The 24,670-nt window shown below is 64.8% G+C and carries 23 protein-coding genes and 1 pseudogene; 17 read left to right on the forward strand and 7 right to left on the reverse strand.

All coding sequences use genetic code 11. The features are described 5' to 3' along the window. A pseudogene (locus QZ378_RS02405) lies at nt 1-288 on the forward strand (transcriptional regulator); the annotation flags it as partial. A 15-nt stretch (nt 289-303) separates the two neighbouring features. Continuing rightward, nucleotides 304-648 (forward strand): hypothetical protein, encoded by a 345-nt coding sequence (locus tag QZ378_RS02410; RefSeq protein ID WP_291257188.1) that lies wholly within the window; start codon nt 304-306, stop codon nt 646-648. Nucleotides 649-785: 137 nt separating this feature from the next. Here QZ378_RS02410 and guaA read toward each other — a convergent pair whose 3' ends face one another. From guaA to QZ378_RS02430, 4 genes are all read right to left on the reverse strand, one after another. Next, entirely contained in the window at nt 786-2,327 is a 1,542-nt protein-coding gene (gene guaA / locus QZ378_RS02415; protein ID WP_291257189.1) for a glutamine-hydrolyzing GMP synthase, read from the reverse strand. Between the two features lie 245 nt (nt 2,328-2,572). Continuing rightward, nucleotides 2,573-3,478: an acyltransferase family protein gene (locus tag QZ378_RS02420; RefSeq protein ID WP_291257190.1), complete on the reverse strand. Its 906-nt coding sequence runs from the start codon at nt 3,476-3,478 to the stop codon at nt 2,573-2,575. Between the two features lie 229 nt (nt 3,479-3,707). Next, nucleotides 3,708-7,004: a carbamoyl-phosphate synthase large subunit gene (gene carB / locus QZ378_RS02425; protein ID WP_291257191.1), complete on the reverse strand. Its 3,297-nt coding sequence runs from the start codon at nt 7,002-7,004 to the stop codon at nt 3,708-3,710. Then, a complete protein-coding gene (locus tag QZ378_RS02430) occupies nt 6,997-8,097 on the reverse strand; it encodes a carbamoyl phosphate synthase small subunit (RefSeq protein WP_366935116.1) in 1,101 nt (366 codons plus the stop codon). Before QZ378_RS02430 ends, carB begins: the two co-directional genes overlap by 8 nt. 416 nt (nt 8,098-8,513) lie before the next feature. On the opposite strand from QZ378_RS02430, the gene QZ378_RS02435 reads away from it, so the two are divergent. Beyond that, nucleotides 8,514-8,990 (forward strand): MGMT family protein, encoded by a 477-nt coding sequence (locus QZ378_RS02435; protein ID WP_291257193.1) that lies wholly within the window; start codon nt 8,514-8,516, stop codon nt 8,988-8,990. Nucleotides 8,991-9,043: 53 nt separating this feature from the next. Here QZ378_RS02435 and QZ378_RS02440 read toward each other — a convergent pair whose 3' ends face one another. Beyond that, entirely contained in the window at nt 9,044-9,886 is an 843-nt protein-coding gene (locus QZ378_RS02440; protein WP_191528190.1) for a metallophosphoesterase, read from the reverse strand. Between the two features lie 120 nt (nt 9,887-10,006). On the opposite strand from QZ378_RS02440, the gene QZ378_RS02445 reads away from it, so the two are divergent. From QZ378_RS02445 to QZ378_RS02475, 7 genes are all read left to right on the forward strand, one after another. Beyond that, a complete protein-coding gene (locus QZ378_RS02445) occupies nt 10,007-10,687 on the forward strand; it encodes a DUF421 domain-containing protein (RefSeq protein ID WP_291257194.1) in 681 nt (226 codons plus the stop codon). After that, on the forward strand, nt 10,684-11,064 hold the full coding sequence (locus tag QZ378_RS02450) for a DUF4363 family protein (protein WP_191528188.1): 381 nt from the start codon (nt 10,684-10,686) through the stop codon (nt 11,062-11,064). The genes QZ378_RS02445 and QZ378_RS02450 overlap by 4 nt, the downstream gene beginning before the upstream one ends. Before the next feature lie 61 nt (nt 11,065-11,125). Then, a complete protein-coding gene (locus QZ378_RS02455; protein ID WP_291257195.1) occupies nt 11,126-11,524 on the forward strand; it encodes a DUF3783 domain-containing protein in 399 nt (132 codons plus the stop codon). Beyond that, a complete protein-coding gene (gene yaaA, locus QZ378_RS02460; protein ID WP_291257196.1) occupies nt 11,521-12,282 on the forward strand; it encodes a peroxide stress protein YaaA in 762 nt (253 codons plus the stop codon). Before QZ378_RS02455 ends, yaaA begins: the two co-directional genes overlap by 4 nt. A 2-nt stretch (nt 12,283-12,284) precedes the next feature. Beyond that, nucleotides 12,285-12,878 carry a glycerol-3-phosphate acyltransferase gene (locus tag QZ378_RS02465; protein ID WP_291257197.1) on the forward strand — a complete coding sequence of 198 codons (594 nt, stop codon included), beginning with the start codon at nt 12,285-12,287 and terminating at the stop codon, nt 12,876-12,878. 75 nt (nt 12,879-12,953) lie between these two features. Beyond that, nucleotides 12,954-13,571, forward strand: coding sequence for a hypothetical protein (locus tag QZ378_RS02470; protein WP_291257198.1), 618 nt, complete (start codon nt 12,954-12,956; stop codon nt 13,569-13,571). A gap of 344 nt (nt 13,572-13,915) precedes the next feature. After that, the gene (locus QZ378_RS02475) at nt 13,916-14,419 is read left to right on the forward strand and encodes a GreA/GreB family elongation factor (protein WP_191528184.1); all 504 of its coding nucleotides are present in this window, start codon (nt 13,916-13,918) and stop codon (nt 14,417-14,419) included. 101 nt (nt 14,420-14,520) lie between these two features. Here the strand turns inward: QZ378_RS02475 and glyA are convergent, their stop codons facing one another. Next, nucleotides 14,521-15,762 carry a serine hydroxymethyltransferase gene (glyA, locus tag QZ378_RS02480; RefSeq protein ID WP_291257199.1) on the reverse strand — a complete coding sequence of 414 codons (1,242 nt, stop codon included), beginning with the start codon at nt 15,760-15,762 and terminating at the stop codon, nt 14,521-14,523. Between the two features lie 150 nt (nt 15,763-15,912). On the opposite strand from glyA, the gene nth reads away from it, so the two are divergent. The 4 genes from nth (at nt 15,913) to QZ378_RS02500 (ending at nt 18,804) form a co-directional block, all read left to right on the forward strand. Continuing rightward, nucleotides 15,913-16,557 (forward strand): endonuclease III, encoded by a 645-nt coding sequence (gene nth, locus QZ378_RS02485; protein ID WP_191378796.1) that lies wholly within the window; start codon nt 15,913-15,915, stop codon nt 16,555-16,557. A gap of 22 nt (nt 16,558-16,579) precedes the next feature. Further along, a complete protein-coding gene (locus QZ378_RS02490) occupies nt 16,580-17,635 on the forward strand; it encodes a HAMP domain-containing sensor histidine kinase (RefSeq protein WP_291257200.1) in 1,056 nt (351 codons plus the stop codon). Nucleotides 17,636-17,774: 139 nt separating this feature from the next. Then, entirely contained in the window at nt 17,775-18,338 is a 564-nt protein-coding gene (locus tag QZ378_RS02495) for a DUF3793 family protein (RefSeq protein ID WP_291257201.1), read from the forward strand. A gap of 46 nt (nt 18,339-18,384) precedes the next feature. Continuing rightward, nucleotides 18,385-18,804: a flavodoxin domain-containing protein gene (locus QZ378_RS02500; protein ID WP_191378799.1), complete on the forward strand. Its 420-nt coding sequence runs from the start codon at nt 18,385-18,387 to the stop codon at nt 18,802-18,804. 296 nt (nt 18,805-19,100) lie between these two features. Here QZ378_RS02500 and QZ378_RS02505 read toward each other — a convergent pair whose 3' ends face one another. Continuing rightward, nucleotides 19,101-20,411 carry an MATE family efflux transporter gene (locus tag QZ378_RS02505; RefSeq protein WP_191528181.1) on the reverse strand — a complete coding sequence of 437 codons (1,311 nt, stop codon included), beginning with the start codon at nt 20,409-20,411 and terminating at the stop codon, nt 19,101-19,103. A gap of 217 nt (nt 20,412-20,628) precedes the next feature. Between QZ378_RS02505 and QZ378_RS02510 the strand changes: the two genes are divergently transcribed. The 3 genes from QZ378_RS02510 to QZ378_RS02520 all read left to right on the forward strand — a co-directional run bounded on the left by QZ378_RS02510 (nt 20,629) and on the right by QZ378_RS02520 (nt 24,669). After that, nucleotides 20,629-21,099, forward strand: a complete 471-nt coding sequence (locus QZ378_RS02510; RefSeq protein ID WP_191378801.1) for a MarR family transcriptional regulator — start codon at nt 20,629-20,631, stop codon at nt 21,097-21,099. A gap of 67 nt (nt 21,100-21,166) precedes the next feature. Then, the gene (locus QZ378_RS02515) at nt 21,167-22,897 is read left to right on the forward strand and encodes an ABC transporter ATP-binding protein (protein ID WP_291257202.1); all 1,731 of its coding nucleotides are present in this window, start codon (nt 21,167-21,169) and stop codon (nt 22,895-22,897) included. Continuing rightward, nucleotides 22,894-24,669 (forward strand): ABC transporter ATP-binding protein, encoded by a 1,776-nt coding sequence (locus QZ378_RS02520; protein ID WP_191378803.1) that lies wholly within the window; start codon nt 22,894-22,896, stop codon nt 24,667-24,669. Before QZ378_RS02515 ends, QZ378_RS02520 begins: the two co-directional genes overlap by 4 nt. Nucleotide 24,670 lies beyond the last annotated feature (1 nt).

A 24,670-nucleotide genomic window follows, 5' to 3' on the forward strand; every position in this document is an offset into this window, starting at 1 on the left:
TTTACGCTGGAGGACCGCTATGGCCTGAAAATCTGCGAGTGCGATGGAGAAATACATCTTCGGGTGGATGTGTTCCAAGGGAAAGAAGCGGCCCGGCTCCATGAGATGCTCTGCGCATGGGGAGAGCAGGCGGCCAAGCTGAAATCGGGGGAAATCAGCAAAGAGGACTACGACCGCTGGCGTTACCGCTACCCAGAGTTCGATACCACAGGCCACTGGCACAAGGTTGTCCCTTCCCAAGGGCTCAGCGATCTGCTGGCGGAAGCAGAAAAAGCAAATGGAAAATGAAGGGAGTAGAGCTTTATGAACCGCAATGATAAAAAAGCCAAAAGAGATTATATTAGTACCCATATCGACACAAGCAAAGCGCGTTTAAAGGACGATGAAGTTGATTTTCTCTGCGAGTTCATAGATGAGTATGATGAGAAGTACAAGGGACAAAGTCATACTCATAGGAGCAGCTATGATGGGTGGAGTTCAGATGGCAAGTACACCCGCAAAGAGGAAACTACATATACATTTAGCGATGATATTGGAATTCATGAGGAATATAGTTACCATGATGACGATGGTCAATCTGGATGCCAGAGCAGAGATATTACAGATGCGCGCGGAATTTTAAATTGGTTCAAAAAGCACAAGGACTAAAAAAAGAGCTACCTGACTTTCGCAAATCAGGTAGCTCTTTATTTTTGGAATAATGAAAACCGTTGCCAAATCGTTGCCACGAAGGGCATCAAGCCTCAAAAAGTCCCGTGTTTACAGGCTTTTCTCGACCTCTGAAATCATTCGAACTCAATGGTTGCCGGGGGCTTGCTGGTGATGTCATAAACGATCCGGTTGATGCCCTTGACCTCGTTGACGATGCGGGTGGAGATCTTGTCCAGCACGTCGTAGGGGATGCGGGCCCAGTCGGCGGTCATAAAATCACTGGTGGTGACGGCGCGGAGGGCCAGGGTGTAGTCGTAGGTGCGCCCGTCGCCCATGACGCCCACGGAGCGGGTGTTGGTGAGGACGGCGAAGTACTGGTTGATGTTCCTGTCCTCGCCGGCGGCGGCGATCTCCTCCCGGTAGATGGCGTCGGCATCCCGGAGGGTGTCCAGCTTCTCCTTGGTCAGATCGCCGATCACGCGGATCGCAAGGCCCGGGCCCGGGAAGGGCTGGCGCATGACCAGATACTCGGGCAGGCCCAGCTCCCGGCCCAGCTGCCGCACCTCGTCCTTGAACAGCAGGCGCAGGGGCTCAATGATCTCCTTGAAGTCCACATAGTCGGGCAGGCCGCCCACGTTGTGGTGGCTCTTGATCACGGCGGCGTCGCCGGCGCCGGACTCGATCACGTCGGGATAGATGGTGCCCTGCACCAGGTAGTCCACCCGGCCGATCTTCTTGGCCTCCTCCTCAAAGACGCGGATGAACTCCTCGCCGATGATCTTGCGCTTGCGCTCGGGCTCGGTGATCCCGGCCAGCTTGGCCAGAAAGCGCGCCTCGGCGTCCACCCGGACAAAGTGAATATCCCACTTGGCGAAGGCGGCCTCCACCTCGTCGCCCTCGTTCTTGCGCATAAGGCCGTGGTCCACGAACACGCAGGTGAGCTGGTTCCCCACCGCCTCGGCCAGCAGGGCGGCCGCCACGGAGGAGTCCACGCCGCCGGACAGGGCCAGCAGCACCTTGCCGTCCCCCACCTTCTCCCGGATGGCCCTGATGGAGCTCTCCTTGTAGTCCCCCATCGTCCAGTCGCCCGTGGCGCCGCAGACCTCATAGAGGAAGTTGCGGATCATGTCGATGCCGTGCTGGGTGTGGTTGACCTCGGGGTGGTACTGCACGCCGTAGAAGCCCCGCTTCTCGTCGGCGATGGCCACGTTGGGGCAGGCGTCGGTGTGGGCGGTGAGGGCGAAGCCCTCGGGCACCTTGGCCATGTAGTCTCCGTGGCTCATCCAGGAGATGCCCTGCTCCGGCAGGCCCTTGAACAGCTTGCAGCTGGTGTCGTAGTAGGTCTCGGTCTTGCCGTACTCCCGGGCGGTGTCCTCCTGGGCCTCGGTGACCTGTCCGCCCAGGGTGTGGGCCATGAACTGGCAGCCGTAGCAGATGCCCAGCACCGGCACCCCCATCTCAAAGATGGCCGGGTCGGCCTTGGGGGCGCCCGCCTCATAGACGGAGTTGGGGCCGCCGGTGAAGATGAAGCCGATAGGCTCCATGGCGCGGAGCTGCTCCAGCGGGGTGGTGTAGGGCTTGACCTCGCAGTAGACGCCGCACTCGCGCACCCGGCGGGCGATAAGCTGGTTGTACTGGCCGCCAAAGTCCAGGACAATCACGGTCTGATGGGACATTCAGGTACCTTCTTTCTATGGATTGTATGCTGCCCTTGAAGCAGGCAGCAATTGATATCTTAGAATATCATACTTTCCCCCGGCGCGCAATACTTCTACACAATATGCCCTCCCGATCCGGCCCCGGCGCGCGCCCGCCGCCGCTCCTCCAGCCGCCCGGAGAGCCGGCGGTACCAGCCCGCCTGAAACAGGAAGCGGACACAGCGCCCGACGGCTGGGTTTCCCAGGGCCAGCAGAATCAGCCCTCACACCGCCAGCACCTGCCACGTGCCGGAGAGCAGCCAAGGAAATTTGAGGCGGAGCAGCTGGATGAGAAAGCCGTGCAGCAGGTAGATGGACAGGCTGTTCTGCCCCAGGGTGGTGAGGAGCGGGAGCCGGCGTTTCATGCGGGGGGCCGCCACAACAAACAGGAGGAAGACCGCGCTGGCCGCGCAGCACATGATGAGCAGCCGCTGGGGCCAGCCGTAGTGCAGCTCCCCGTATGGATAGGCGCCCAGCATCATCTTTGCCGAGATGCCGCACCGGAAGACCAGCCACTCCAGCGCCGCGCAGCAGGCCGCCGCGGCGGCGGCCATCCCCGCCCCGGGGAGCGGGGCCATGCCCTCCAGCCGCTCCCTCCACGGTCTCTCCTTCCTGTAGTAGTAGCCCAGCAGGAACCAGGGCTGAAAGGCCACAATCCTGGAGGCGCTCCACTGGTAGCCGATGCTGGGGTCACACCCCACCAGCAGCGCCAGCACCACCGATCCCGCCGCCAGCATCCCCCGCCCCCACCGGGACGGGCTGTCGTAGACCGGCAGCAGGGCGGTGTACACCATCAGGGCGAAGAGGTACCACAGCAGCCAATAGGGCCGGGAAAACTCCACATGCACATAGGGATCCCCCAGCGCATGCACAAAGGAGGTGTACAGCGTCTGGAGGAGCAGATAGGGCAGGGCCAGGCCGAAGATATAGTGGATGCGGTCGAACCGGGCGAACATCCCGCTCAGGAACAGGAACGCCGGCATGTGAAAGGAGTAGATCACCGCGTAGAGGAACTCCCGGTGGGGGAACCCCTCCGCCAGCTCCAGCAGGTGCCCCAGCACCACCAGCGCGATCAGCAGAAAGCGGAGCGTATCATATTGATATTCCCGCGGCCCCGCATACGTTTCCATCTTTTGCACCCTCTCATCAGAAAGCCGCCGGATCCGGCCGGATCCGGCGGCTTTTTATTCGTTCTCCGATTCCGTCAGCTCCGCGCCGCCCCACTCCACAGCGGTGAAGCCGATGCGTGCCGGGCGGCGGCCAGCAGGGCCGCCAGGGTCAGGGAAAGCAGCTTTTTCACGGCGGATTCCTCCCCTGGTTCCGATGTCCTTTGGACGAAACCGGCGGGAAAAGGTTCCCTCAAATGGTGGTGATGTCGATGGGGCGCAGGTCGGAGGCCCGGCCCTGGGCCCGGACGGTGAGCATGGCCCGGGCGGTGTCGATGGCGGTGACGCAGGCCACGGAGTGCTCCACGGTGGAACGGCGGATCTTGAAGCCGTCGGTATCGTGGCGGCGGCCCCGGGTGGGGGTGTTGATCACCAGATCCACGGTGCCGGAGGCGATCATGTCCAGGATGTTGGGGTGGGCCTCTGAGACACGGGCCACCCAGCGGGCGGGGATGCCCGCCTCATTGAGCACCTTGCAGGTGCCGCTGGTGGCCAGGATCTCGATGCCCATGTCGTAGAAGCCCCGGGCGATGCCCACGATCTCCTCCTTGTCCTCGTCCTTGACGGTGATGATCATCCGGCCGCCCTTCTTGGGAGCCTTCAGGTTGGCGCCCTTGAAGGCCTTCAGCAGGGCCTGGGGGAAGGACTCGGCCAGACCCAGGCACTCGCCGGTGGACTTCATCTCGGGGCCAAGGCCGGTGTCCACGTCGGTGAGCTTCTCAAAGGAGAACACCGGCATCTTCACGGCGTAGTAGCTGGCCTCCGGGTAGATGCCGGTGCCGTAGCCCAGGTCCTTCAGCTTCTGGCCCAGCATCACCTTGGTGGCCAGGTCGATGATGGGCACGCCGGTGACCTTGGAGATATAGGGGATGGTGCGGGAGGAGCGGGGGTTGACCTCGATGACGTACACCGTGTCGTCGTAGATGACGAACTGGATGTTCACCAGGCCGATCACCCCCAGGGCCTTGGAGAGCTGGTAGGTGTACTTGAGGATGGTCTGCTTGTGCTTGTCCTCGATGTGGATGGGGGGATAGACGGAGATGGAGTCGCCGGAGTGGACGCCCGCCCGCTCGATGTGCTCCATGATGCCGGGGATCAGGAGGTCCTCGCCGTCAAAGACGCCGTCCACCTCCACCTCGCGGCCCATGAGGTACTTGTCCACCAGGATGGGGTGCTCCTGCTCCACCTGGTTGATGATGCGCATGAACTCGATGATGTTCCGGTCGTTGTAGGCGATCTCCATGCCCTGGCCGCCCAGCACGTAGGAGGGGCGCACCAGCACGGGGTAGCCCACCTCGTGGGCGGCGCTGAGGGCCTGCTCGGTGGTGAACACCGTGCGGCCGGCGGCCCTGGGGATGCCGCACTGGTTCAGAATCTCGTCGAACCGCTCCCGATCCTCGGCGGCGTCCACGCCGTCGGCGGGGGTGCCCAGGATGGGCACGCCCATGTCGGTGAGGGCCTGGGCCAGCTTGATGGCGGTCTGGCCGCCGAACTGCACCACCGCGCCCCAGGGCTTCTCCAGCTCCACCACGGCCTCCACGTCCTCGGCGGTCAGGGGCTCGAAGTACAGCTTGTCGGCCACGTCGAAGTCAGTGGACACGGTCTCCGGGTTGTTGTTGATGATGATGGTCTCATAGCCCAGGCGCTTGAAGGCCCAGACCGAGTGGACCGAGCAGTAGTCGAACTCGATGCCCTGGCCGATGCGGATGGGGCCGGAGCCCAGCACCAGCACCTTCTTTTTCTCCTCTCCCCCCTCCGTCCGGTGGGCCTGGGCGGGGGCGGCGGAGAGCCAGGGCGCCTCGGGCACGTGGGGGGCCAGCTCCCCTACGGCGGGAAGCTGCAGCTCCTCGGCGGCCTCGTTCTCCGTGTCGTAGGTGGAGTAGTAATAGGGGGTCTGGGCCTCGAACTCGGCGGCGCAGGTGTCCACCATCTTGAAGGCCGGGCGGATGCCGAAGCCCTCCCGCAGGGCCTTGATCTCGGTGCGCTCCTTCCCGGACAGGGCGGCGATCCAGGCGTCGGAGAAGCCCATCTCCTTGGCCTGCCGCAGGGTGTCGGCGTCCAGATGGCCGTGATCCAGCTTGTCCTCCATGTCCACGATGTTCTTGAAGCGGTCCAGGAACCACAGGTCGTACTTGGTGATCTTGTTAATCTTCTCCGGGGAGAAGCCCCGGCGCAGGGCCTCGGCCACCACAAAGAGCCGCTGGTCGTCGATGTTCACCAGCCGGTCCTCGATCTCCTCGGTGTACAGATCCTCCAGGCCGGGCAGGCGGAGGGACTTGACGGGCAGCTCCAGGGAGCGGATGGCCTTCATCAGCGCCCCCTCGAAGGAGTTGCCGATGGCCATGACCTCGCCGGTGGCCTTCATCTGGGTGCCCAGGGTGCGGCTGGCGGTGGTGAACTTGTCGAAGGGCAGGCGGGGGATTTTCAGCACGCAGTAGTCCAGGGTGGGCTCGAAGCAGGCGGTGGTCTTGCCGGTCACCGCGTTGGGGATCTCGTCCAGGGTGTAGCCCAGGGCCACCTTGGCGGCCACCTTGGCGATGGGGTAGCCCGTGGCCTTGGAGGCCAGGGCGGAGGAGCGGGACACACGGGGGTTGACCTCGATGACCGCGTACTCGAAGGAGTCGGGGTTGAGGGCCAGCTGCACGTTACAGCCGCCCTCAATCTCCAGGGCGGAGATGATGTTCAGGGAGGCGGAGCGGAGCATCTGGTACTCCCGGTTGGCCAGGGTCTGGGTGGGGGCCACCACGATGGAGTCGCCGGTGTGGACGCCCACGGGGTCGATGTTCTCCATGGAGCAGATCTGGATCACGTTGCCGGCGGAGTCCCGCATGACCTCGAACTCGATCTCCTTCCAGCCGGAGATGCACCGCTCGATGAGCACCTGGCCCACCCGGCTCAGGTGGATGCCCCGGTCGGCGATCTCCCGCAGAGACCACTCGTCATAGGCGATGCCGCCGCCGGTGCCGCCCAGGGTGTAGGCCGGGCGGACGATGACGGGGTAGCCGATGGAGGCGGCGAAGGCCACCGCGTCCTCCACGCTCTCCACCACGTCGGAGGTGACGCAGGGCTGGCCGATGGCCTCCATGGCGTCCTTGAAGCCCTGGCGATCCTCCGCCTTGCGGATGGACTCCGGGCTGGTGCCCAGCAGGCGGACGCCGTACTTGTCCAGGATCCCCTGCTCGTACAGGTTCATGGCCAGGTTCAGGCCGGTCTGGCCGCCCAGGGTGGGCAGGATGGAGTCGGGCCGCTCCTTGGCGATCACCTGCTCCACGCTGGCCAGGTTCAGGGGCTCGATATACACGTGGTCGGCGATGTCCTTGTCGGTCATGATGGTGGCGGGGTTGGAGTTGACCAGCACCACCTCCACGCCCTCCTCCTTCAGGGCGCGGCAGGCCTGGGTGCCGGCGTAGTCGAACTCGGCGGCCTGGCCGATGACGATGGGGCCGGAGCCCAGCACCAGCACCTTCTTGATATTCGGATTCTTAGGCATGGGCGCGCCCTCCCTTCATGTTGTCCACAAAGCGGTCGAACAGGTACTCGGTGTCCATGGGGCCGGGGGAGGCCTCCGGGTGGAACTGGACGGTGAAGCAGTTGGGCCGCCTGTACTTCAGGCCCTCCACGCTGCCCTCGTTCACGTTGACGTGGGACACCTCCGCCACCGCCGGATCCACGCTCTCGGCGGTGACCACGTAGCCGTGGTTCTGGCTGGTGATATAGGCCCGGCCGTGCTCCAGATCCTTCACCGGGTGGTTGCCCCCCCGGTGGCCGAAGCGCATCTTCCGGGTCTCCGCCCCGGTGGCCAGGGCCAGCAGCTGGTGCCCCAGGCAGACGGCGAACAGGGGCAGGTCGGAGTCGTAGAGCTTCCGAACCTCTTTGATGATCTCCGTGTTGTCCGCCGGGTCGCCGGGGCCGTTGGAGAGCATCACCCCGTCAAAGCCGCCGGAGAGGATTGTCTCCGCCGGGGTGTGGGCGGGGAACACGGTGACCTCACACCCCCGGTTCTGGAGGCAGCGGATCATGTTCTCCTTCACGCCGTAATCCATCAGGGCCACCCGCAGCTGCTGTTCCCCCGCGGCGGGATACACCTGGGCCTCCTTGCGGGTCACCCGCTCCACGGTGCCCTCCACCCGGTAGGCGTGGATGCGCTGGAGCGCCTCCTGGACAGAAAAATGCTCCGCACAGGTGATCATGCCATTCATGGTCCCCTGACTGCGGAGTATTCTGGTTAAAGCACGGGTGTCAACGCCCTCGATGCCGGTGATATGGAATTCCTTCAAATAGTCGTCCAGGGTGCCCTCGCAGCGGAAATTGCTCCCCCGCTTGGCCAGGTGCCGGACGATAAATGCCTCCGCCCAGGGACGGGAGGACTCATTGTCCTCGTGGTTCACGCCGTAGTTGCCGATGAGGGGATAGCTCATCACAATGCCCTGCCCGGCATAGGACGGGTCGGTGAGGATCTCCTGGTAGCCGGTCATGGAGGTGTTGAACACCATCTCACACACCCGCTCCTCGGTGGAACCGATGCTCCGGCCGGTGAAGAGCATCCCGTTTTCCAGGATCAAGGTCGCCTTCATCTTTCGCATCACGCCTTTCCCAAATTATCCTTTTGAGTATACCCGAAAAAATGGCCCCTGGCAACCGTCTTTTTCGCCTTTTTAAAAAACCGGGATTTTGGACAAAAAGCAGGGCGTTTCCGCCGGTATTTCCGCCTGACGCGCCCCCAAAAATTCAAAAAAATTTTCTTGTCAGATCATTTTTATTTAGTCTTTCTCTCCCGATCGCCCCATTGCGCCGGCGGGGGAAATGGGGTATCCTTATCCTAGGGCTTGTTTGAAACATGTCAACATGCCCAAGCGGCGGATCTTTTGCCCCCTGGACGGCGCAATTTTTCCTTGAAATCCACCAGGATTCCTGCGAAAAAATTGCTTGCCAGCGGCCCAAAATCCCTCGCCGCTGGACACATCGCCAATTTTCAATCAAGCCCTAGGAGGTGGAACCCATGGCAAACGAGGAGAAGAAGGATTTCAACGCCATGCTGCGCCGGGACAACGGGATGCCCAGAATCCAGACCGTCACCGACGAGGCGGCGATCCGCACCTATGAGGGGAGCCGGATGCTCCTGGCGCCCCCGCTGGCCTACGACGCCCTCATGCGCCGCGTCCCCGCCGGGAAGGTGACCACCACGGGGGAGCTGCGGGCTCACCTGGCCCGGGAGAACGGCGCCGACTTCACCGACCCCATGACGGCGGGGATCTTCGTCTCCATCGCCGCCTGGGCCAGCCACCAGCGCACGGAGGACAAGATCCCCTACTGGCGCACCCTGAAGGCGGGCGGGGAACTCAACCCCAAATACCCCGGCGGCGTGGAGGCCCAGCGGGCCAGGCTGGAGGCCGAGGGCCACACCGTGGTGCAGCGTGGGCGGAAAAACCTGCGCTGGTACGTTCAGGACTATGAGAAAGCCCTCTATCCCCTGTAACAGACGAGAAAGCCGGGCGGAGGTCGGGAATTCCTGATCTCTGCCCGGCTTTTTTAGGCAGTCCCCTCCGGCAGGATGTCCACCACCACCAGCTCCGGCCGGTTGAAGAGCCGGGGGATGCGGGTGCTCTCCCGGGCCAGCCCCCGGCTGACAATCATCGTGGTGTCCCCGTCCAACGCATAGCGCCCGCCGGCGTACCGGGGGAACAGGCCCTGGTTGGGGGCAATCAGGCCGTTGATCAGCCCCGGCAGCCGCCACTGGCCCCCGTGGGCGTGGCCCGCCAGCACCAGATCGAAGCCCCGGCCGGTGTAGTCCTCCACCCGCTCGGGCCGGTGGGTCAGCAGAATGGAAAAGGTCTCCCCATCCTGGGCGGCGGTCACCGTCTCCAGCTGCTCCCGCCAGATATCCTCCCCCACGCTGGGGTCGTCGATGCCGCCGATGCGGAGGGTCTGCCCCGCCGCGGTGACGGCGGCGCTCTCCCCCTCCAGCACCACGGCCCCGCGGGCGCGGAGCAGCTCCCTGACCTCCTCCACCCGCCCCGTCCAGAACTCGTGGTTGCCGGTGACGTAGTACACCGGCCACACCTCCGCCAGGGCCTCCACCGTGGCCAGGGCCCGCTCCTCGGGCATCCGGGGGTCGTCGTCCACGATGTCGCCGCACAGAAGCACCAGATCCGGGGACTGCACCGCCACCACGTCCAATAGGTTTTTCTGCCCCTCCCCGTAGGCGCAGGCGTGGAGATCCGTGAGCACCGCCAGCCGCACCGGCGTGCTCACCTGCTCGCTCTCTATGGCATAAGTACGCACCACCAGCCGGGCGTCCAGCCCGGCCAGCAGGGTCACCCCGGCGGCGGCCGCCAGGCCCAGGGCCAGGGTTCGCTTAGTTTTTTGGGTCATGGGACACCTCCAGTCTTTTCCCTGATTGTAGCCGCTCTCCGCCGTCCCGTCAAGGTTGGGCGCATAATCCGCCCAACCGCGGCCATACTGAGAGGAGAAACCATCCGGGAGGCCGCTTACATGGTCATCGCCTTTCTGCGCACCATCATTCTCTACATCTTCATCATCGCGGGCATCCGCCTCATGGGCAAGCGGCAGGTGGGGGAGCTGGAGCCCTCCGAGCTGGTGCTGGCCCTGCTGATCGCCGATCTGGCCGCCGTGCCCATGCAGGACTTCGGCATCCCCCTGCTCACCGGCATTGTGCCCATCTTCACCCTGTTGTGCCTCACCATGGCCCTGTCGGTGCTCACCATGAGGAGCATACGGTTCCGGGCCCTGATGTGCGGCAAGCCCAGCATCATTGTGGAGAACGGCAAGCTCCACCAGCTTGAGATGCAGAAGAACCGCTTCACCGTGGACGAGCTGATGGAGGAGCTTCGGATGCAGGGGATCACCGACCTCACCACCGTGAAGTACGCCATTCTGGAGACCAACGGGCAGATCTCCGTCCTCACCCGGGCGGAGGAGCGGCCGGTGACCGCCAGGCAGATGGAGCTCCACCCCAAAGACGGGGGCCTGCCGGTGGTGATCATCAACGACGGCCGGGTGCTCACCCGCAATCTGCACAGCCGTGGGCTGGACGACACCTGGCTGGACCGGCAGCTCAAGGCCCACCACGTGCGCCGCAGCTCCGACGTGTTCCTGCTGACGGTGGACGAGCAGAACCAGGTCTACCTGGCGGAGAAGGAGGGGAAGCGGTGAAGCGGCTGTGGATCGCGGCCATTCTGCTGTGCGCCCTGCTGGGGGCCACCCTGGCCAACGCCTGGTATCTGGGGCATCTGACCGGGGAGCTCACCGCCGCGCTGGAGGAGTCGGAGGCCCTGGCGGAGGCGGGGGACTGGGCGGGGGCCCAGGCCGCCACGGAGGCGGCCTTCCAGCGGTGGAACAACCACGAGATGTATCTGCACATCCTGCTGCGCCACTCCGACACCGACCTGATCTACGCCGGGTTTCAGGAGGCGCTGGAGTACCTGGACTGCCGGGAGGCGGGGGAGTACTCCGCCGCCAACGCCCGGCTGATGCTCCGGCTGGGCCTGCTCAGCGAGGCGGAGCGGCTCACCCTGAAAAACGTGCTGTAGCGATGGTTGACGGGAGGGGCAAAACCCGGTAGAATGGTGGGTGAAAGGAAGGCTGATACCCATGAGCACACCCACCGTATTCCTCTATAACCTGGACAACCCCCGGGGGGCCAAAATCCGCAGGCTGTGCATGCCCCTGGGCCTGCGCACCGCTCTGGTGCCCAGGGAGTCCTACGGCCTGCCCCTGGGGGAGCTGGCCGCCGGAAAGCAGCCCGAGGCCCCCTATGCCGGCGAGGGCTTTGACGACGAGATGATGGTGCTCTCCGACTGCCCCGGCCGCCTGCTGGATCTGCTGCTCCAGTCCTTCCGGCGGAACAAGGTGGCCCCGGTACACCTGAAGGCGGTGCTCACCCCCACCAACCGGGCGTGGGACTCCGTGGCCCTCCATGCCGAACTGTGCCGGGAGCGGGAGGCCATCCGGGCCGGTCAGGCCGCCGCACACCCCCAGAAGCCGCTGTGAAGCTGCTCATCTCCCCCGCCAAGAAGATGCGGGCGGACACGGACTTCCTGGCCCCCAAGTCCGTCCCTGCCCTGCTGGAGCGGGCCCGGGTGCTGGCGGACTGGCTGAGAGGGCTGGACTACCCGGCCCTGAAAAAGCTGCTCTCCTGCAACGATGCCATCGCGGAACTGAACTTCCGCCGGTATCAGGAAATGGACTTTGGCCGGGCCAATACCCCCGCCCTGCTGGCCTACGACGGCATCCAGTACCAGTATATGGCCCCCCAGCTCTTCACTGCGGAGCAGTTTGCATACGTGGAGGCCCATCTGCGCATCCTCTCCGGCCTGTACGGGGTGCTGCGGCCTTTTGACGGAGTGACCCCCTACCGGCTGGAGATGGGGGCCAGGCTGAAAACCCCCTTCTGTAAAAGCCTCTACGACTTCTGGAGGGACGGCCTGTACCGCGCCCTGACGGCGGACGGCACGGACACCCTGGTCAACCTGGCCTCGGCGGAGTACGCCAGGGCGGTGCGGCCCTGGGTCTCCCCGCCCGTGCGGTGGATCCACGTGGTGTTCGGGGAGCTGGACGGGAAGAGGCTGGTGGAGAAGGGGGTCTACGTGAAGATGGCCCGGGGGGAGATGGTGCGCTTCCTGGCCGAGCGCGGGGCCGGGACGCCGGAGGTCATGCGGGAGTTCGACCGGATGGGCTACGCCTATGCCCCGGAGCGGTCCGACGACACTACTTACGTTTTTCTGCGGGAGAGCCGCCCGGGGAGGTAGCCATGGAACGTCTGCTCTGCCTGCTGGTGGGCTATGTCTGCGGCGGGTTTCTCACCGCCGAGCTGGTGGCCCGGCACTGCACCGGAAAGAGCGCCGCATACCTGGGCACCGGCAACCCCGGCATGGCAAATCTGGCCCATGAGCTGGGAAAGGGCTGGGGCGCGGTGGTGCTGGCCGGGGACATCGCCAAGACCGCCCTGGCCTGGCTGCTGTGCCGGGCGCTGTTCCCGGGGCTGGGGGCGCTGGCCGGGCTGTGGAGCGGCCTGGGGGCGGTGCTGGGCCACAACTTCCCCGCCTGGCGGCGCTTCCGGGGCGGCAAGGGGGTGGCCGTCACCTGCGCCGCCCTGATCCTCTCCTCCCCCCTGTGGGGCACCCTGGCCTGCCTCATCGGGCTGGCGGTCACCCTGCTGTCTGGCTGGCTGCCCCTGGGGGCGGTGGTGATCCCCGCCCTGTTCGTCCCCCCGGCCTTCGCCTTTCACGGGCGGGAGGCCGGCCTGCTGGCCCTGATCCTGGCCCTGGTGATGCTCTCCCGCCACATCCGGGGCCTGGGCCGCATCCTCCGGGGGGAGGAGGCGCGGAAATTCCGGCGGCGCTGATCAAATCGGGTACCTTTTCCCCTGTATTTCCTCCAAGAGGATTGCAAATAGGAACGAGAAAAGGAGGCTCATGAAATGAAAAGACTGCTCACCCTGTCCCTGGCGGCCCTGCTGGCCGCCGCCCTGACCGGCTGCGGCGCGAGAGGCGCCAAGCCGGTGATCTACCTCTACCCGGAGGAGGAGACGGAGGTTTCCGTCACCCTGGAGCTGGACGGGACGTTCACCTCCACCTACCCGGACTACGGGGACGGCTGGACGGTGACCGCCCAGCCCGACGGCACCCTCACCGACCCGGAAACCGGCCGTACTTACTACTGCCTGTTCTGGGAGGGCATCATCGACCGGCAGTTCGACCTGTCCGCCGGCTTCTGTGTGGCGGGGGAGGGCACTGCCGCCTTCCTGGAGGACGCCCTGGCCCGGCTGGGCCTGACGGAGCGGGAGGCCAACGAGTTCATCATCTACTGGCTGCCCCGGATGGAGGGCAACCCCTACAACCTGATCTCCTTCCAGACCGACGCCTACACCGACGCTGCGGAACTGACCATCGACCCGGCCCCCGACACCCTGATCCGGGTGTTCATGGCGTGGAAGGGCCTGGACCAGCCGGTGGAGGTACCGGCCCAGGAGCTGACCACCCCGGAGCGCACCGGCTTCACCGCCGTGGAATGGGGCGGCGCGGAGCTGGGCAAATAAGTGAATTGACCCAGAGAAGCCGCCGGGGCCATTTGCCCCGGTGGCCTGTCAGACTGTCGAAAAACCTCCCAAAGAGAAAGCCTCGCAGAGTTCCGTCATCCGCAGATGACGGAACAAAATCAACATCCGTCATTTCCGGCGACATGCGCGTCGGAAATGACACTTCTCATGGCGGAAGGGGTGACAATTTCGCAAGAAATCGAGTCCCTTCCGCCATGCAGCCTTTCTCGAAAAAGTGGCTTCGTCCACTTTTTCGACACTCTAAGGCCGCCGGGGCCATTTGCCCCGGCGGCCCGTTTGTGCTATAATACCTCTCAGATTTCAAGAACAAGAGGGATTCCGCCATGCACAACGAACTGACCAAGAAGGACATTCAGATGATGAAGGAGGAGCTGGACTACCGCCGGATTCAGCTCCGGCCCCAGCTGCTGGAGGCGGTGAAGGAGGCCCGGGCCTTCGGCGATCTCAGCGAGAACTTCGAGTACAAGGCCGCCAAGCAGGAGAAGAACCGCAACGAGAGCCGCATCCGCTTCCTGGAAAACATGATCAAGACCGCCGTGGTGCTCCCCGAGCCGGAGGAGAGCGACGGGGTGGCCCTCTACGACAAGGTCACCGTCTTTCTGGAGGACGAGGGGGACACGGAGGTCTACCAGGTGGTCACCACCATGCGGCAGGATGCCCTCCACGGCCTGATCAGCAAGGAGTCCCCCCTGGGGAAGGCCCTGTTGGGCCGCAGGGTGGGGGAGAAATTCCACATCCAGGTCAACGACAAGTACGGCTACGACGCGGTGGTGAAGGCCATCGAGAAGGGGGCTGACGACGGCTCCGTGCCGCTGAACCAGTTCTGAGCGGCCTCTTTTCCCGGCCCGTTCGGTTCACCCGCTGTCCCCATTTCATTCAAAGAGGGCCTGACGCTCATGCGTCAGGCCCTCTGCGCTTCTTGCGCTGTTTATTCGTACAGGGGGTACTTGGCCGTCAGCCGGGCCACCTCCGCCCGGATGTCATCGGCCTTGGTCTCGAAGCCGGTGGCGGTCTGCCACATGAGGCGGGCGATCACCGCCATGTCCTCCTCCTTGAAGCCCCGGCTGGTGGCGGCGGGGGTGCCCACCCGGATGCCGCTGGTGACGAAGGGCTTCTCCGGGTCGTTGGGGATGGCGTTCTTGTTGACGGTGATGTTCACCTCGTCCAGCCGCTTCTCCATCTCCTTGCCGGTGAGGTGGGCGGGGCGGAGATCCACCAGCATCAGGTGGTTGTCCGTGCCGCCGGAAACCAGATCGAAGCCCTCGGCCATGAGGGCCCGGGCCAGAGCGGCGGCGTTCTTGACGATCTGCTGCTGATAGGTCTTGAACTCCGGCTTCATGGCCTCCCCCAGGGCCACGGCCTTGGCGGCGATGATGTGCTCCAGAGGGCCGCCCTGGCTGCCGGGGAAGATGGCGGAGTCGATCTTCCTGGCCAGCTCCTCCTTGCAGAGGATCATGCCGCCCCGGGGACCCCGGAGGGTCTTGTGGGTGGTGGTGGTCACCACGTCGGCGTAGGGCACCGGGGAGGGGTGGAGCCCGGCGGCCACCAGGCCGGCGATGTGGGCCATGTCCACAAACAGGTAGGCCCCCACCTCGTGGGCGATGTCGGCAAAGGTCTTGAAGTCGATGGTGCGGGGGTAGGCGGAGGCGCCGGCCAGGATCATGCGGGGCCTGTGCTGTTTGGCCAGATCCCGCACCTGGTCGTAGTCGATGTATCCCTGGTCGTTGACGCCGTAGGCCACGATGTTGTAGTTCTTGCCGGAGAAGTTCACCGGGGAGCCGTGGGTCAGGTGGCCGCCGTTGGCCAGATCCATGCCCAGCACCGTGTCCCCGTGGTCACACAGGGCGGCGTACACCGCATAGTTGGCGTTGGCGCCGCTGTGGGGCTGGACGTTGGCGTGCTCCGCCCCGAAGAGCGCGCAGGCCCGCTGCCGGGCGATGTCCTCCACCACGTCCACGCACTGGCAGCCGCCGTAGTACCGCTTGCCGGGGTAGCCCTCGGCATACTTGTTGGTGAGCACGGTGGCCGCCGCCGCCAGCACCGCCTCGCTGACAAAGTTCTCCGACGCGATGAGCTCGATGTTGCGCCGCTGCCGGTCGTACTCCGCCTGGACGGCGGCGCCAACCTCCGGATCCTGCCCGGAGAGGAACTCCATAATCTCCTTGACCAAATCTGCCTCCACCTTTCTCTCATGGTTCTCTGGTTTTTAGCCTGTTTCGTTCATTATACAGAATCTGCCTCTGAATTACAATCTCCCGTTCTGAAAAAAGGCTCTCGTTTTTTGCCGCAATCTGTGCTATATTGTCTAAGAGGTGATTCGATGAAAACCCACGAGGATGTCGTCGCCATCGTGGAGGAGCTGAAAAGGCTCTACCCCGACGGCCTCTGCTCCCTGCAATATCCCAAGCCCTATGAGCTGCTCTTCTCCGTCCGCCTCGCCGCCCAGTGCACCGACGAGCGGGTCAACATGGTCACGCCCGCCCTCTTTGCCCGCTTCCCCACTCTGGAGTCCCTGGCGGAGGCCGACGTGACCGAGGTGGAGGAGTATATCCGCTCCACCGGCTTCTTCCGGGCCAAGGCCCGGGACATTGTGGCCGCCGCCCGCATGCTGGTGGACGAGTACGGCGGCAAAGTCCCCGACACCATGGAGGAGCTGCTCAGGCTCCCCGGCGTGGGGCGCAAGACCGCCAACCTGATTCTGGGCGACGTGTACCACACCCCCGGCGTGGTGGTGGCGGACACCCACTGCATCCGCATCACCGGCCGGCTGGGCCTCACCGACGGCACCAAGGATCCCGGTAAGGTGGAGGAGCAGCTGCGCCCCATCCTGCCGCCGGAGGAATCCAACGACTTCTGCCACCGGATGGTGCTCCACGGCCGGGCGGTGTGCATGGCCCGCAAGCCGGACTGCCCCAGCTGCACCCTGCGGCCCTGGTGCGACTTCTTTGTCCGCTCGCAGGGCTGACCGCCTCCGGAGAGATGGGAGAATGAGAGAGATGCGGGAATCTCCACAGCTGGGCAGCCTCAGGCTGCTGGTGCGTTTTATCATCCTATCCGCCCTTCTGTCCGCCGGAGCTGCCGCCCTCTGCGTGCTGACCGCGGCGCTGGCGGGCCGGCTCAGCCCGGGGCCCGCCGTCTGGGCCGCCGCCCTGGCCGTCCCGGCGGCCTTCGGCGCGGTGACGGCCCTGCTGGCGGGGCGGTATTTCAACCGCCGGTTCCGACGGCTCCGGGACAGCTTCCAGACCATCATCGACGGGGATCTGTCCGTCCGGCTGCCCGTTGAGGGGAGCGGCGCCTTTTCCGCGGCCTATGCCGACTTCAACCGCATGGCGGAGGAGCTTCAGAACGTCCGCGCCCGGCGGGATGAGTATGTCAACACCTTCACCCACGAGTTCAAGACCCCTCTGACCGCCATCCGCGGCTTTGCCGAGCTGCTCCAGGAGCCCGGCTTTACCGAGGCGGAGCAGAAGAAGTACCTCCAGATCATCGCCAGCGAATCCACCCAGCTGGCGGAGCTGGCCAACGACGCCCTGCTGCTCACCAAGCTGGAGACCGGGAACCTGCCCGTGTCCCGGACGACCTTCTGGCTGGACGAGCAGGTCAGCCACTGCCTCCTGCTGCTGGAGGGCAGCGCCAGGGAGAAGGCGCAGACCCTCACCGCGGACATCGCGCCGGTGGAGTTCACAGGCAGTGTGGAGCTGCTCCCCCACGTGTGGAACAACTTGGTGGGCAACGCCATCAAATACACCCCCAACGGCGGCCACATCCGGGTTTCGCTGCAGCGGCAGGGGGACACGGCGGTGTTCACCGTTGCCGACGACGGCATCGGCATGTCCGACAAGGTGCGCAGCCACATCTTCGACCGCTATTACCAGGCCGATCCGGCCCACACCCGCCGGGGCATCGGCCTGGGCCTGCCCATCGTCCACAGCATCGTCTCCCTGTGCGGCGGCCGCATCCAGGTGGAGAGCACCCCCGGGGCGGGGAGCACCTTCCGCGTCCTCCTGCCCGGCGCCGGGACAACGGAGGCCGCTAGGACATAACCCCGGCGGCCTCCGCGGCAAATTGGGGCTTGACAGCGCCGGAAAAGCATGGTAAGGTTAGAGCATCGGTTAGCAATTGCTAACCGATGCTCTAACCTTAGTAGTTAGCTTATACTAACCATCGAACGGAGATGAAGCCATGACCCTCGAACAGGCCCTGATTGAGCACTGCTCCCCCACGCTGGTGGGCCTCAAGCCCGCCAGCCTGTTCCGCTTTCAGCCCGCAGACACCCGGGAGTTTGTCCGTGCCTTTCTCTCCCTCCGCTCCCAACTGGAGGGCGCCGGCCTGCGGCTGGTGATCCTCAGGGGCTGCCGCCGGACGGGCGCCTACCTGCTCTACCTGTACCGGGAGCGGGCGCTGACGGAGCTGCTGGAGGGCCGGGCCCACCAGGCGTTCCTGCGCTCCATGGGCTACGCTCCCTGGACGGGCCTGCGGGACTGCCTGCGGCAGCTGGCCTCCCGCCTCTGTCTCCAGGCGGAGTTCCCCCACGAGATCGGCGTTTTCCTGGGCTATCCCCTGGACGACGTGAAGGGCTTCATCCGCCACAAGGGGCGGAACTACACCTACTGCGGCTGCTGGAAGTGCTACGGCGACCCCCAGGCGGCCAGGCGGCGGTTTGAGGGCTTCCGCCGCTGCACCGAGACCTTCCGCCGCCGGTACGCGGCGGGCACCCCGATCATTCAGCTCGTGGTAGCTGCTTGATACAAGATTTTATGCCAACATCACAGTTCAGAAAGGATGACACACAATGGGCAAGATTGCGATTGTCTACTGGAGCGGCACCGGCAACACGGAGGCCATGGCCAACCTGGTGGCGGAGGGGGCCGGCGGCAGCGCCGACCTGTTCACCCCCGACCAGTTCTCCCCCGACCAGGCGGCGGGCTACTCCGCCCTGGCCTTCGGCTGCCCCTCCATGGGGGCCGAGCAGCTGGAGGAGGCGGAATTTGAACCCATGTTTGAGTCCGTCAAGCCCAGCCTGGGCGGCAAGACCATCGGCCTGTTCGGCTCCTACGGCTGGGGCGACGGCGAGTGGATGCGCACCTGGGCGGCCGACTGCGAGGATGCGGGCTGCAGCCTGGTGTGCGAGCCGGTGATCGCCTGCGGCGCTCCGGAGGGGGACGCCGCCGACGCCTGCCGGGAGCTGGGGAAGGCCCTGGCCGCGGTATAACAGGCAGAACGAACGGGACGCGCTGCACCTGTGCAGCGCGTCCCGCAGGCTGCCGAGAAACCTCCGTGAGGAGAAGCCTCGCAGAGTTCCTGCGGCCACAGCCGCAGGAATACAATTAAAATCCGTCATTTCCGGGGACATGCGCCTCGGAAATGACACTTCTCATGGTGGAAGGGGTGACTTTTTCGCAAGAAAACGAGCCCCTTCCGCCATGCGATCTTTCTCGAAAAAGCGGCTTTGCCGCTTTTTCGACACGCTGGGACGCGCTGCACAGATGCAGTGCGTCCCGTTTTTGTCTATTGCCGTCCCAGGGGCCGGTACACCGTGGCGTACATGGTGAGGATGCAGGCCAGGCCGCCCAGCACATTGGAGATGGGCTCGGCCAGGAACACCCCGTTCACCCCCATGCCCAGGGCGGGCAGCAGCAGGGTCAGGGGGGCCACGATAAAGGCCTTGCGCAGCAGGGAGAAGAACACGGCGTTTTTGGAGCGCCCCAGCCCCACAAACACCGACTGGCCGATGAACTGGAAGGACATGCAGAAGAAGGCGGCGAAGTAGATGCGGAAGGCGGGAATGCCGGCGGCGATCAGATCCGCCTCGCTGTTGAAGATGCGGATGAGCAGCTCCGGCACCGCCATCACCAGGGCCCAGGCGGCCAGGGAGTAGCCCACGGTGAGCACGGTGGTGAACCGGATGCCCTCCCGCACCCGGCCGTACTCCCCCGCGCCGTAGTTGTAGCCCAGCACCGGCTGGCAGCCGTTGGTGATGCCCTGCACCGGCATGGAGATCACCTCCCGGACGGAGTTGATCACCGTCATCACACCCACGTACAGGTCGCCGCCGTATACCTGGAGGGAGGCGTTGCACAGCACCTGCACCAGGCTGTTGGTCATGGACATGGCAAAGCCGGAGGCCCCCAGGGCCAGAATCCGCCGCACCCGGGCCCACCGCAGGCGCAGGGCGGCCGGCCGCAGCCGGAGGATCACCCGCCGGCCGGTGAGGAAGCACAGCACCCACACGGCGGAGCAGGCCTGGGAGATCACCGTTGCCAGGGCGGCCCCCCGCACCCCCATGCCCAGCAGGAAGATGAAGATGGGATCCAGCACAATGTTCACCACCGCCCCCAGGGCCACCGTCAGCATGCCCATGCCGCTGAACCCCTGGGAGTTGATGAAGGGGTTCATGCCCAGGCCGATCATGACAAAGACCGTGCCCAGCACATAGATGGTCAGATAGTCGTTGGCGTAGGGGAAGGTCACGTCGCTGGCCCCGAACAGGTAGAGGATGGGCCGCCGGAACGCCAGGCACAGCACCGTCAGGCCCGCGCCGAAGAGGAGCAGCAGGGCGAAGGAGTTGCCCATGATGCGCTCGGCCTCCCCGTTCTCCCCCCTCCCCCGGTGGATGGAGCACAGGGGCGCGCCCCCCATGCCGCACAGGTTGGCAAAGGCCATGAGGATGGAGATGATGGGCAGGCACAGGCCCAGCCCCGTCAGGGCCAGGTGGCCGGGCAGGCGGCCCAGATACATCCGATCCACCACGTTATACAGGATGTTGATGAGCTGGGCCACCGTCATGGGCAGGGCCATGTGGACGATATTGCGGGCCATCCCGCCTCTGGAGAAGTCATTCTGTCCCGGATTTGCCGTAATTGCTCCCCCTCTCCGCTTTCTGCACACACTTTTCCGTATTGTACGCCATTTTTCCCCGCTTTGCAAGGCCGGAGCGGGGTGTACAGACAGGGGTTGACATGTCGGGGGAGCTATGGTATCATTTCGGATAGTCCGTTTTAGTAAAATATGATTTCAGATAATTGAGGTGATCCCTATGTGTGACAGCCGGGAGAAGAATACCGGCCTGGACGCCCTGAATGAGGCGTTTATGGAGCTGGATCGGGCTTATGTCCAGCTGGCCAGGGCCTGCGGCCTGTCAGAGGCGGAGTTCTGGTGCCTGGTGGCTGTCCGCCACGGGGCGGAGACCCAGCGGGAGATCTGCGAGCAGTTCAGCCTCAGCCCCCAGACGGTCAACTCCGCCTTCAAGCTGCTTATCCGGAAGGAGCTGATCCGGCTGGAGCCCTACGCCCACAACCAGCGCAGCAAGCGGGCCGTGCTGACGGAGCGGGGCCGGGCCTTTGTGTCGGAGCGCGTGGCCCCGCTGGAGGCTCTGGAGGCCGAGGCCTGGGATTCCCTGTCCCGGGAGGAGCAGGCGGTGCTGATCCGGCTCCTGCGCCGCTTCAGCTCGTCCATGGCAGAGCGGCTGACGGTTCCGCCGAAGCCATGCCCGCCGGAGGAGCCGTGAGTCCGGCCGCAGGGACAGGGCCCCGGGCGGCTGTCTGAAACCTTTTTGTTGAGAGGAGCATTCCCCCATGAAACTGATCCTGCGCTTCCTCAGGCCCCACTGGAAGCTGACCCTGCTCACCGTGGTGCTGCTGGTGGTGGAGATCACCGGCGGCCTGTTTATCCCCACCTTGGTAGCGGAGATGCTCAACCTGGGCACCTCCGGCGCCACCTTTGAGGCGGTATGGCACACCGGGGTGAAGATGGCGGTGGTATCCCTGGCCGCGGGCGGGTGCGCCGTCCTGGGAGGCTACGCCTGCGCCACCCTCTCCGCCCAGGTGGGCAAGGAAATGCGCCAGGCCATCTACGCCAAATCCCTGGCCCTGTCCATCTATGACTTCCGCCAGTTCGGCACCGCCTCCATCACCACCCGCACCATCTCCGACATCACCACCATCCAGTTTGCCCTCACCAGCACCCTGCAGATGATCGTCCCCGTGCCCATCATCTGCGCCATCGCCCTGGGGCTCACCTTTGGGCTGGACGTCCAGATGGGGCTGATCCTGCTGGCTGTGGTGGTGCTGATCCTGCTCATCGCCTTTTTCATCATCCGGGGGGCCGCTCCCCTGTTCCGCCGTCTGCAGAAGCTGCTGGATCGGATGAGCACCATCCTGCTGGAGAACCTCACCGGCGTGCGGGTGGTGCGTGCCTTCAACAATGAGGCGCGGGAGGAGAGCCGCCTTATCACCGCCTTTGCCAACTACGCGGCCACCTCCATCAAGGCCAACCGCCGCTTTGCCAATCTGGACGGCCTGGCCTTCTTCTTCATCAACTTCTTTGTGGTGATTGTCTACTGGGTCAGCGGCGGGCGCATTTCCGCCGGAAAATTCCAGATCGGCGACATCACCGCCGCCATCGAGTACTCCATCCTGGTCATGTTCTTCCTGATGATGGCCCAGCTGGTGATCCTGATCCTCCCCCGGGCCCTGGAGTGCTGCGAGCGTGTCCGGCTGGTGCTGGATCACAGCCCGGAGATCACCGATCTTACCGACCAGGCCCCGGCGGAGTCCCACCCCGCCGAGGTGCTCTCCTTCCGCGACGTGTCCTTCCGTTTCCAGGACGCGGAGGAGGATACCCTGAGCCACCTGGACTTCGTCTGCCGCCGGGGGGAGACCACCGCCATCATCGGCGGCACCGGCAGCGGCAAGTCCACCGTGGCCTCCCTGATCCTCCGGTTCCACGATGTCACCGACGGCTCCATCCAGCTCAACGGCACCGACATCCGTGACATGCCCCAGGAGTACCTGCGCTCTCACCTGGCCTATGTCCAGCAGAAGGCGTGGCTCTTCTCCGGCACCATCGCGGAGAATCTGCGCTACAGCCGTCCCGACGCCACGGAGGAGGAGCTGATGCACGCCGCCGACGTGGCCCAGGCCGGGGACTTCATCCGCTCCCTGCCCGACGGGCTCAACTCCTTTGTGGCCCAGGGGGGCACCAACTTCTCCGGCGGCCAGAAGCAGCGGCTGTCTATCGCCCGGGCCCTGGTGAAGCGCCCGGAGCTGTATATCTTTGACGACAGCTTCTCCGCCCTGGACTTCAAGACCGACGCCGCCCTGCGGCGCGCCCTGGCGGCCGAGACACAGGATGCGGCGGTGGTGATTGTGGCCCAGCGGGTCAGCTCCATCCGCCACGCCCACCAGATCGTGGTGCTCCACGAGGGTAAGATGGCGGGCATCGGCACCCATGAGGAGCTGATGGAGACCTGTCAGGTTTACCGCGAGATCTACGAATCCCAGACAAAGGAGGCCCAGGAAGCATGAGCGCCCAAGTTCAAAAGAGGCCGGGCACCGTGGTACGCCTGTTTGCCAATCTGAAAGGGCAGCGGCTCCGCCTGGGGGTGGTGGCCGTATCCATCGTCATCTATGTGGCCCTGTCCATCTGGAACCCCATGTACAGCGCCATTGTCATCGACCACCTGTGGGCGACCATCCAGGCCTGCTGGCGGGAGGGGGCGGCCTTCACCTTCGCCGGCGGCCTGGGCCGGGAAATGGCCCAGCTCACCGTCCAGTACCTGTTCACCTGGCTGTTCTACTACCTCCAGTCCTATCTGATGGCCAGCGTGGCCGAGAGCCTGGTGCTCTCCCTGCGCAGCCAGGTGGCGCAAAAGCTCAACCGCCTGCCCCTGCGCTTCTTCGACCAGAACAAGGCCGGCGAGATCCTCAGCCGGGTCACCAGCGATCTGGACAAGATCTCCGAGGTGCTCCAGACCGGCCTGCTCAAGCTGATTGTGGCCGTGGGCACCATCATCGGCTCCCTGATCGTCATGTTCTGCTACAGCCTGACCCTCACCGGCATTTTCCTGGTGTTCATGGTCATCGGCATCGGCATCACCAACGTGGTGGCCCGCAGGAACCTGGCCTGCGCCGCCCAGCGACAGGAGACCATCGCCGTCCTCACCGGCGTGGTGGAGGAGTACTACCACGGCCGGGATGTGATCAAGGCCTACAACCATGAGGCCGACAGCATCCGGAAGGTGTCCGAGGCCGCCGAGGCCAACCGGGCCGCCAACCAGAAGGCCGACTTCCTCACCAACTGCGTCAACCCCCTCATCCGTATGCTCAACCGGCTGGGCCAGGTGGTGATCGCCGTGATCTCCGGCTGGGCCATGCTCAACGGCACCATGACCGTGGGCGTGGTGCAGGCCTTTTTCCAATATATCAACCAGACCGCCGAGCCCCTCACCGAGGCGTCCTATATGATCAACTCCCTCCAGTCCGCCTTTGCCTCCGCCAAGCGCACCTTCGAGCTGCTGGACGAGGAGGAGGAGATCCCCGACCCCGCCTCCCCCGCCGTGGTGGAGAACGCCGTGGGCCGGGTGGCCTTCGAGCACGTCAGCTTCGGCTACGAGCCCGACCGCCTGCTGATGCGGGACATCAGCTTCGAAGCAAAGCCCGGCCAGAAGATCGCCGTGGTGGGGGCCACCGGCGCGGGCAAGACCACCCTGATCAATCTGCTCATGCGGTTCTATGAGGTCAATGGCGGCCGGATCACCCTGGACGGGGTGCCCACCGCCGCCATGAGCCGCGCCGGCCTGCGGCACAACTTCGGCATGGTGCTCCAGGACACCTGGCTCTTCGGCGGCACCGTGGCGGAGAACATCGCCTACGGCCGCCCCGACGCCGCCCGGGAGGAGATTGTGGCCGCCGCCAGGGCCGCCAAGGTGGACTACTTCATCCGCACCATGCCCCAGGGCTACGACACGGTGCTGGACAACGACGCCGCCAACCTCTCCGCCGGGCAGCGGCAGCTCCTGACCATCGCCCGGGTGTTCCTGTGCGACCCGCCCATCATCATCCTGGACGAGGCCACCTCCAGCGTGGACACCCGCACCGAGGTGGAGATCGGCAAGGCCATGAAAAAGCTGATGGACGGACGCACCAGCTTCGTCATCGCCCACCGCCTGTCCACCATCCGGGACGCGGATTTGATCCTCTACATGGAGCACGGCAACATCATCGAGCAGGGCGACCACCAGACCCTGCTGGCCAAGGGCGGGGCTTACGCCGCCCTCTACTACAGCCAGTTTGAATAGG

Origin of the sequence: Flavonifractor sp., assembly GCF_019422385.1 — a bacterium.
Taxonomy (GTDB): domain Bacteria; phylum Bacillota; class Clostridia; order Oscillospirales; family Oscillospiraceae; genus Flavonifractor; species Flavonifractor avistercoris.

Coding starts and splice junctions, on each gene's coding strand:
- QZ378_RS02465 (WP_291257197.1), top strand. CDS start 12,285: ATGGAACGTCTGCTCTGCCTGCTGGTGGGCTATGTCTGCGGCGGGTTT.
- carB (WP_291257191.1), bottom strand. CDS start 7,004: ATGCCTAAGAATCCGAATATCAAGAAGGTGCTGGTGCTGGGCTCCGGC.
- nth (WP_191378796.1), top strand. CDS start 15,913: ATGAAAACCCACGAGGATGTCGTCGCCATCGTGGAGGAGCTGAAAAGG.
- QZ378_RS02435 (WP_291257193.1), top strand. CDS start 8,514: ATGGCAAACGAGGAGAAGAAGGATTTCAACGCCATGCTGCGCCGGGAC.
- QZ378_RS02520 (WP_191378803.1), top strand. CDS start 22,894: ATGAGCGCCCAAGTTCAAAAGAGGCCGGGCACCGTGGTACGCCTGTTT.
- QZ378_RS02490 (WP_291257200.1), top strand. CDS start 16,580: ATGAGAGAGATGCGGGAATCTCCACAGCTGGGCAGCCTCAGGCTGCTG.
- QZ378_RS02515 (WP_291257202.1), top strand. CDS start 21,167: ATGAAACTGATCCTGCGCTTCCTCAGGCCCCACTGGAAGCTGACCCTG.
- QZ378_RS02495 (WP_291257201.1), top strand. CDS start 17,775: ATGACCCTCGAACAGGCCCTGATTGAGCACTGCTCCCCCACGCTGGTG.
- QZ378_RS02470 (WP_291257198.1), top strand. CDS start 12,954: ATGAAAAGACTGCTCACCCTGTCCCTGGCGGCCCTGCTGGCCGCCGCC.
- QZ378_RS02410 (WP_291257188.1), top strand. CDS start 304: ATGAACCGCAATGATAAAAAAGCCAAAAGAGATTATATTAGTACCCAT.
- QZ378_RS02505 (WP_191528181.1), bottom strand. CDS start 20,411: ATGGCCCGCAATATCGTCCACATGGCCCTGCCCATGACGGTGGCCCAG.
- QZ378_RS02445 (WP_291257194.1), top strand. CDS start 10,007: ATGGTCATCGCCTTTCTGCGCACCATCATTCTCTACATCTTCATCATC.
- QZ378_RS02430 (WP_366935116.1), bottom strand. CDS start 8,097: ATGCGAAAGATGAAGGCGACCTTGATCCTGGAAAACGGGATGCTCTTC.
- QZ378_RS02455 (WP_291257195.1), top strand. CDS start 11,126: ATGAGCACACCCACCGTATTCCTCTATAACCTGGACAACCCCCGGGGG.
- QZ378_RS02440 (WP_191528190.1), bottom strand. CDS start 9,886: ATGACCCAAAAAACTAAGCGAACCCTGGCCCTGGGCCTGGCGGCCGCC.
- QZ378_RS02420 (WP_291257190.1), bottom strand. CDS start 3,478: ATGGAAACGTATGCGGGGCCGCGGGAATATCAATATGATACGCTCCGC.
- QZ378_RS02500 (WP_191378799.1), top strand. CDS start 18,385: ATGGGCAAGATTGCGATTGTCTACTGGAGCGGCACCGGCAACACGGAG.
- QZ378_RS02510 (WP_191378801.1), top strand. CDS start 20,629: ATGTGTGACAGCCGGGAGAAGAATACCGGCCTGGACGCCCTGAATGAG.
- QZ378_RS02475 (WP_191528184.1), top strand. CDS start 13,916: ATGCACAACGAACTGACCAAGAAGGACATTCAGATGATGAAGGAGGAG.
- guaA (WP_291257189.1), bottom strand. CDS start 2,327: ATGTCCCATCAGACCGTGATTGTCCTGGACTTTGGCGGCCAGTACAAC.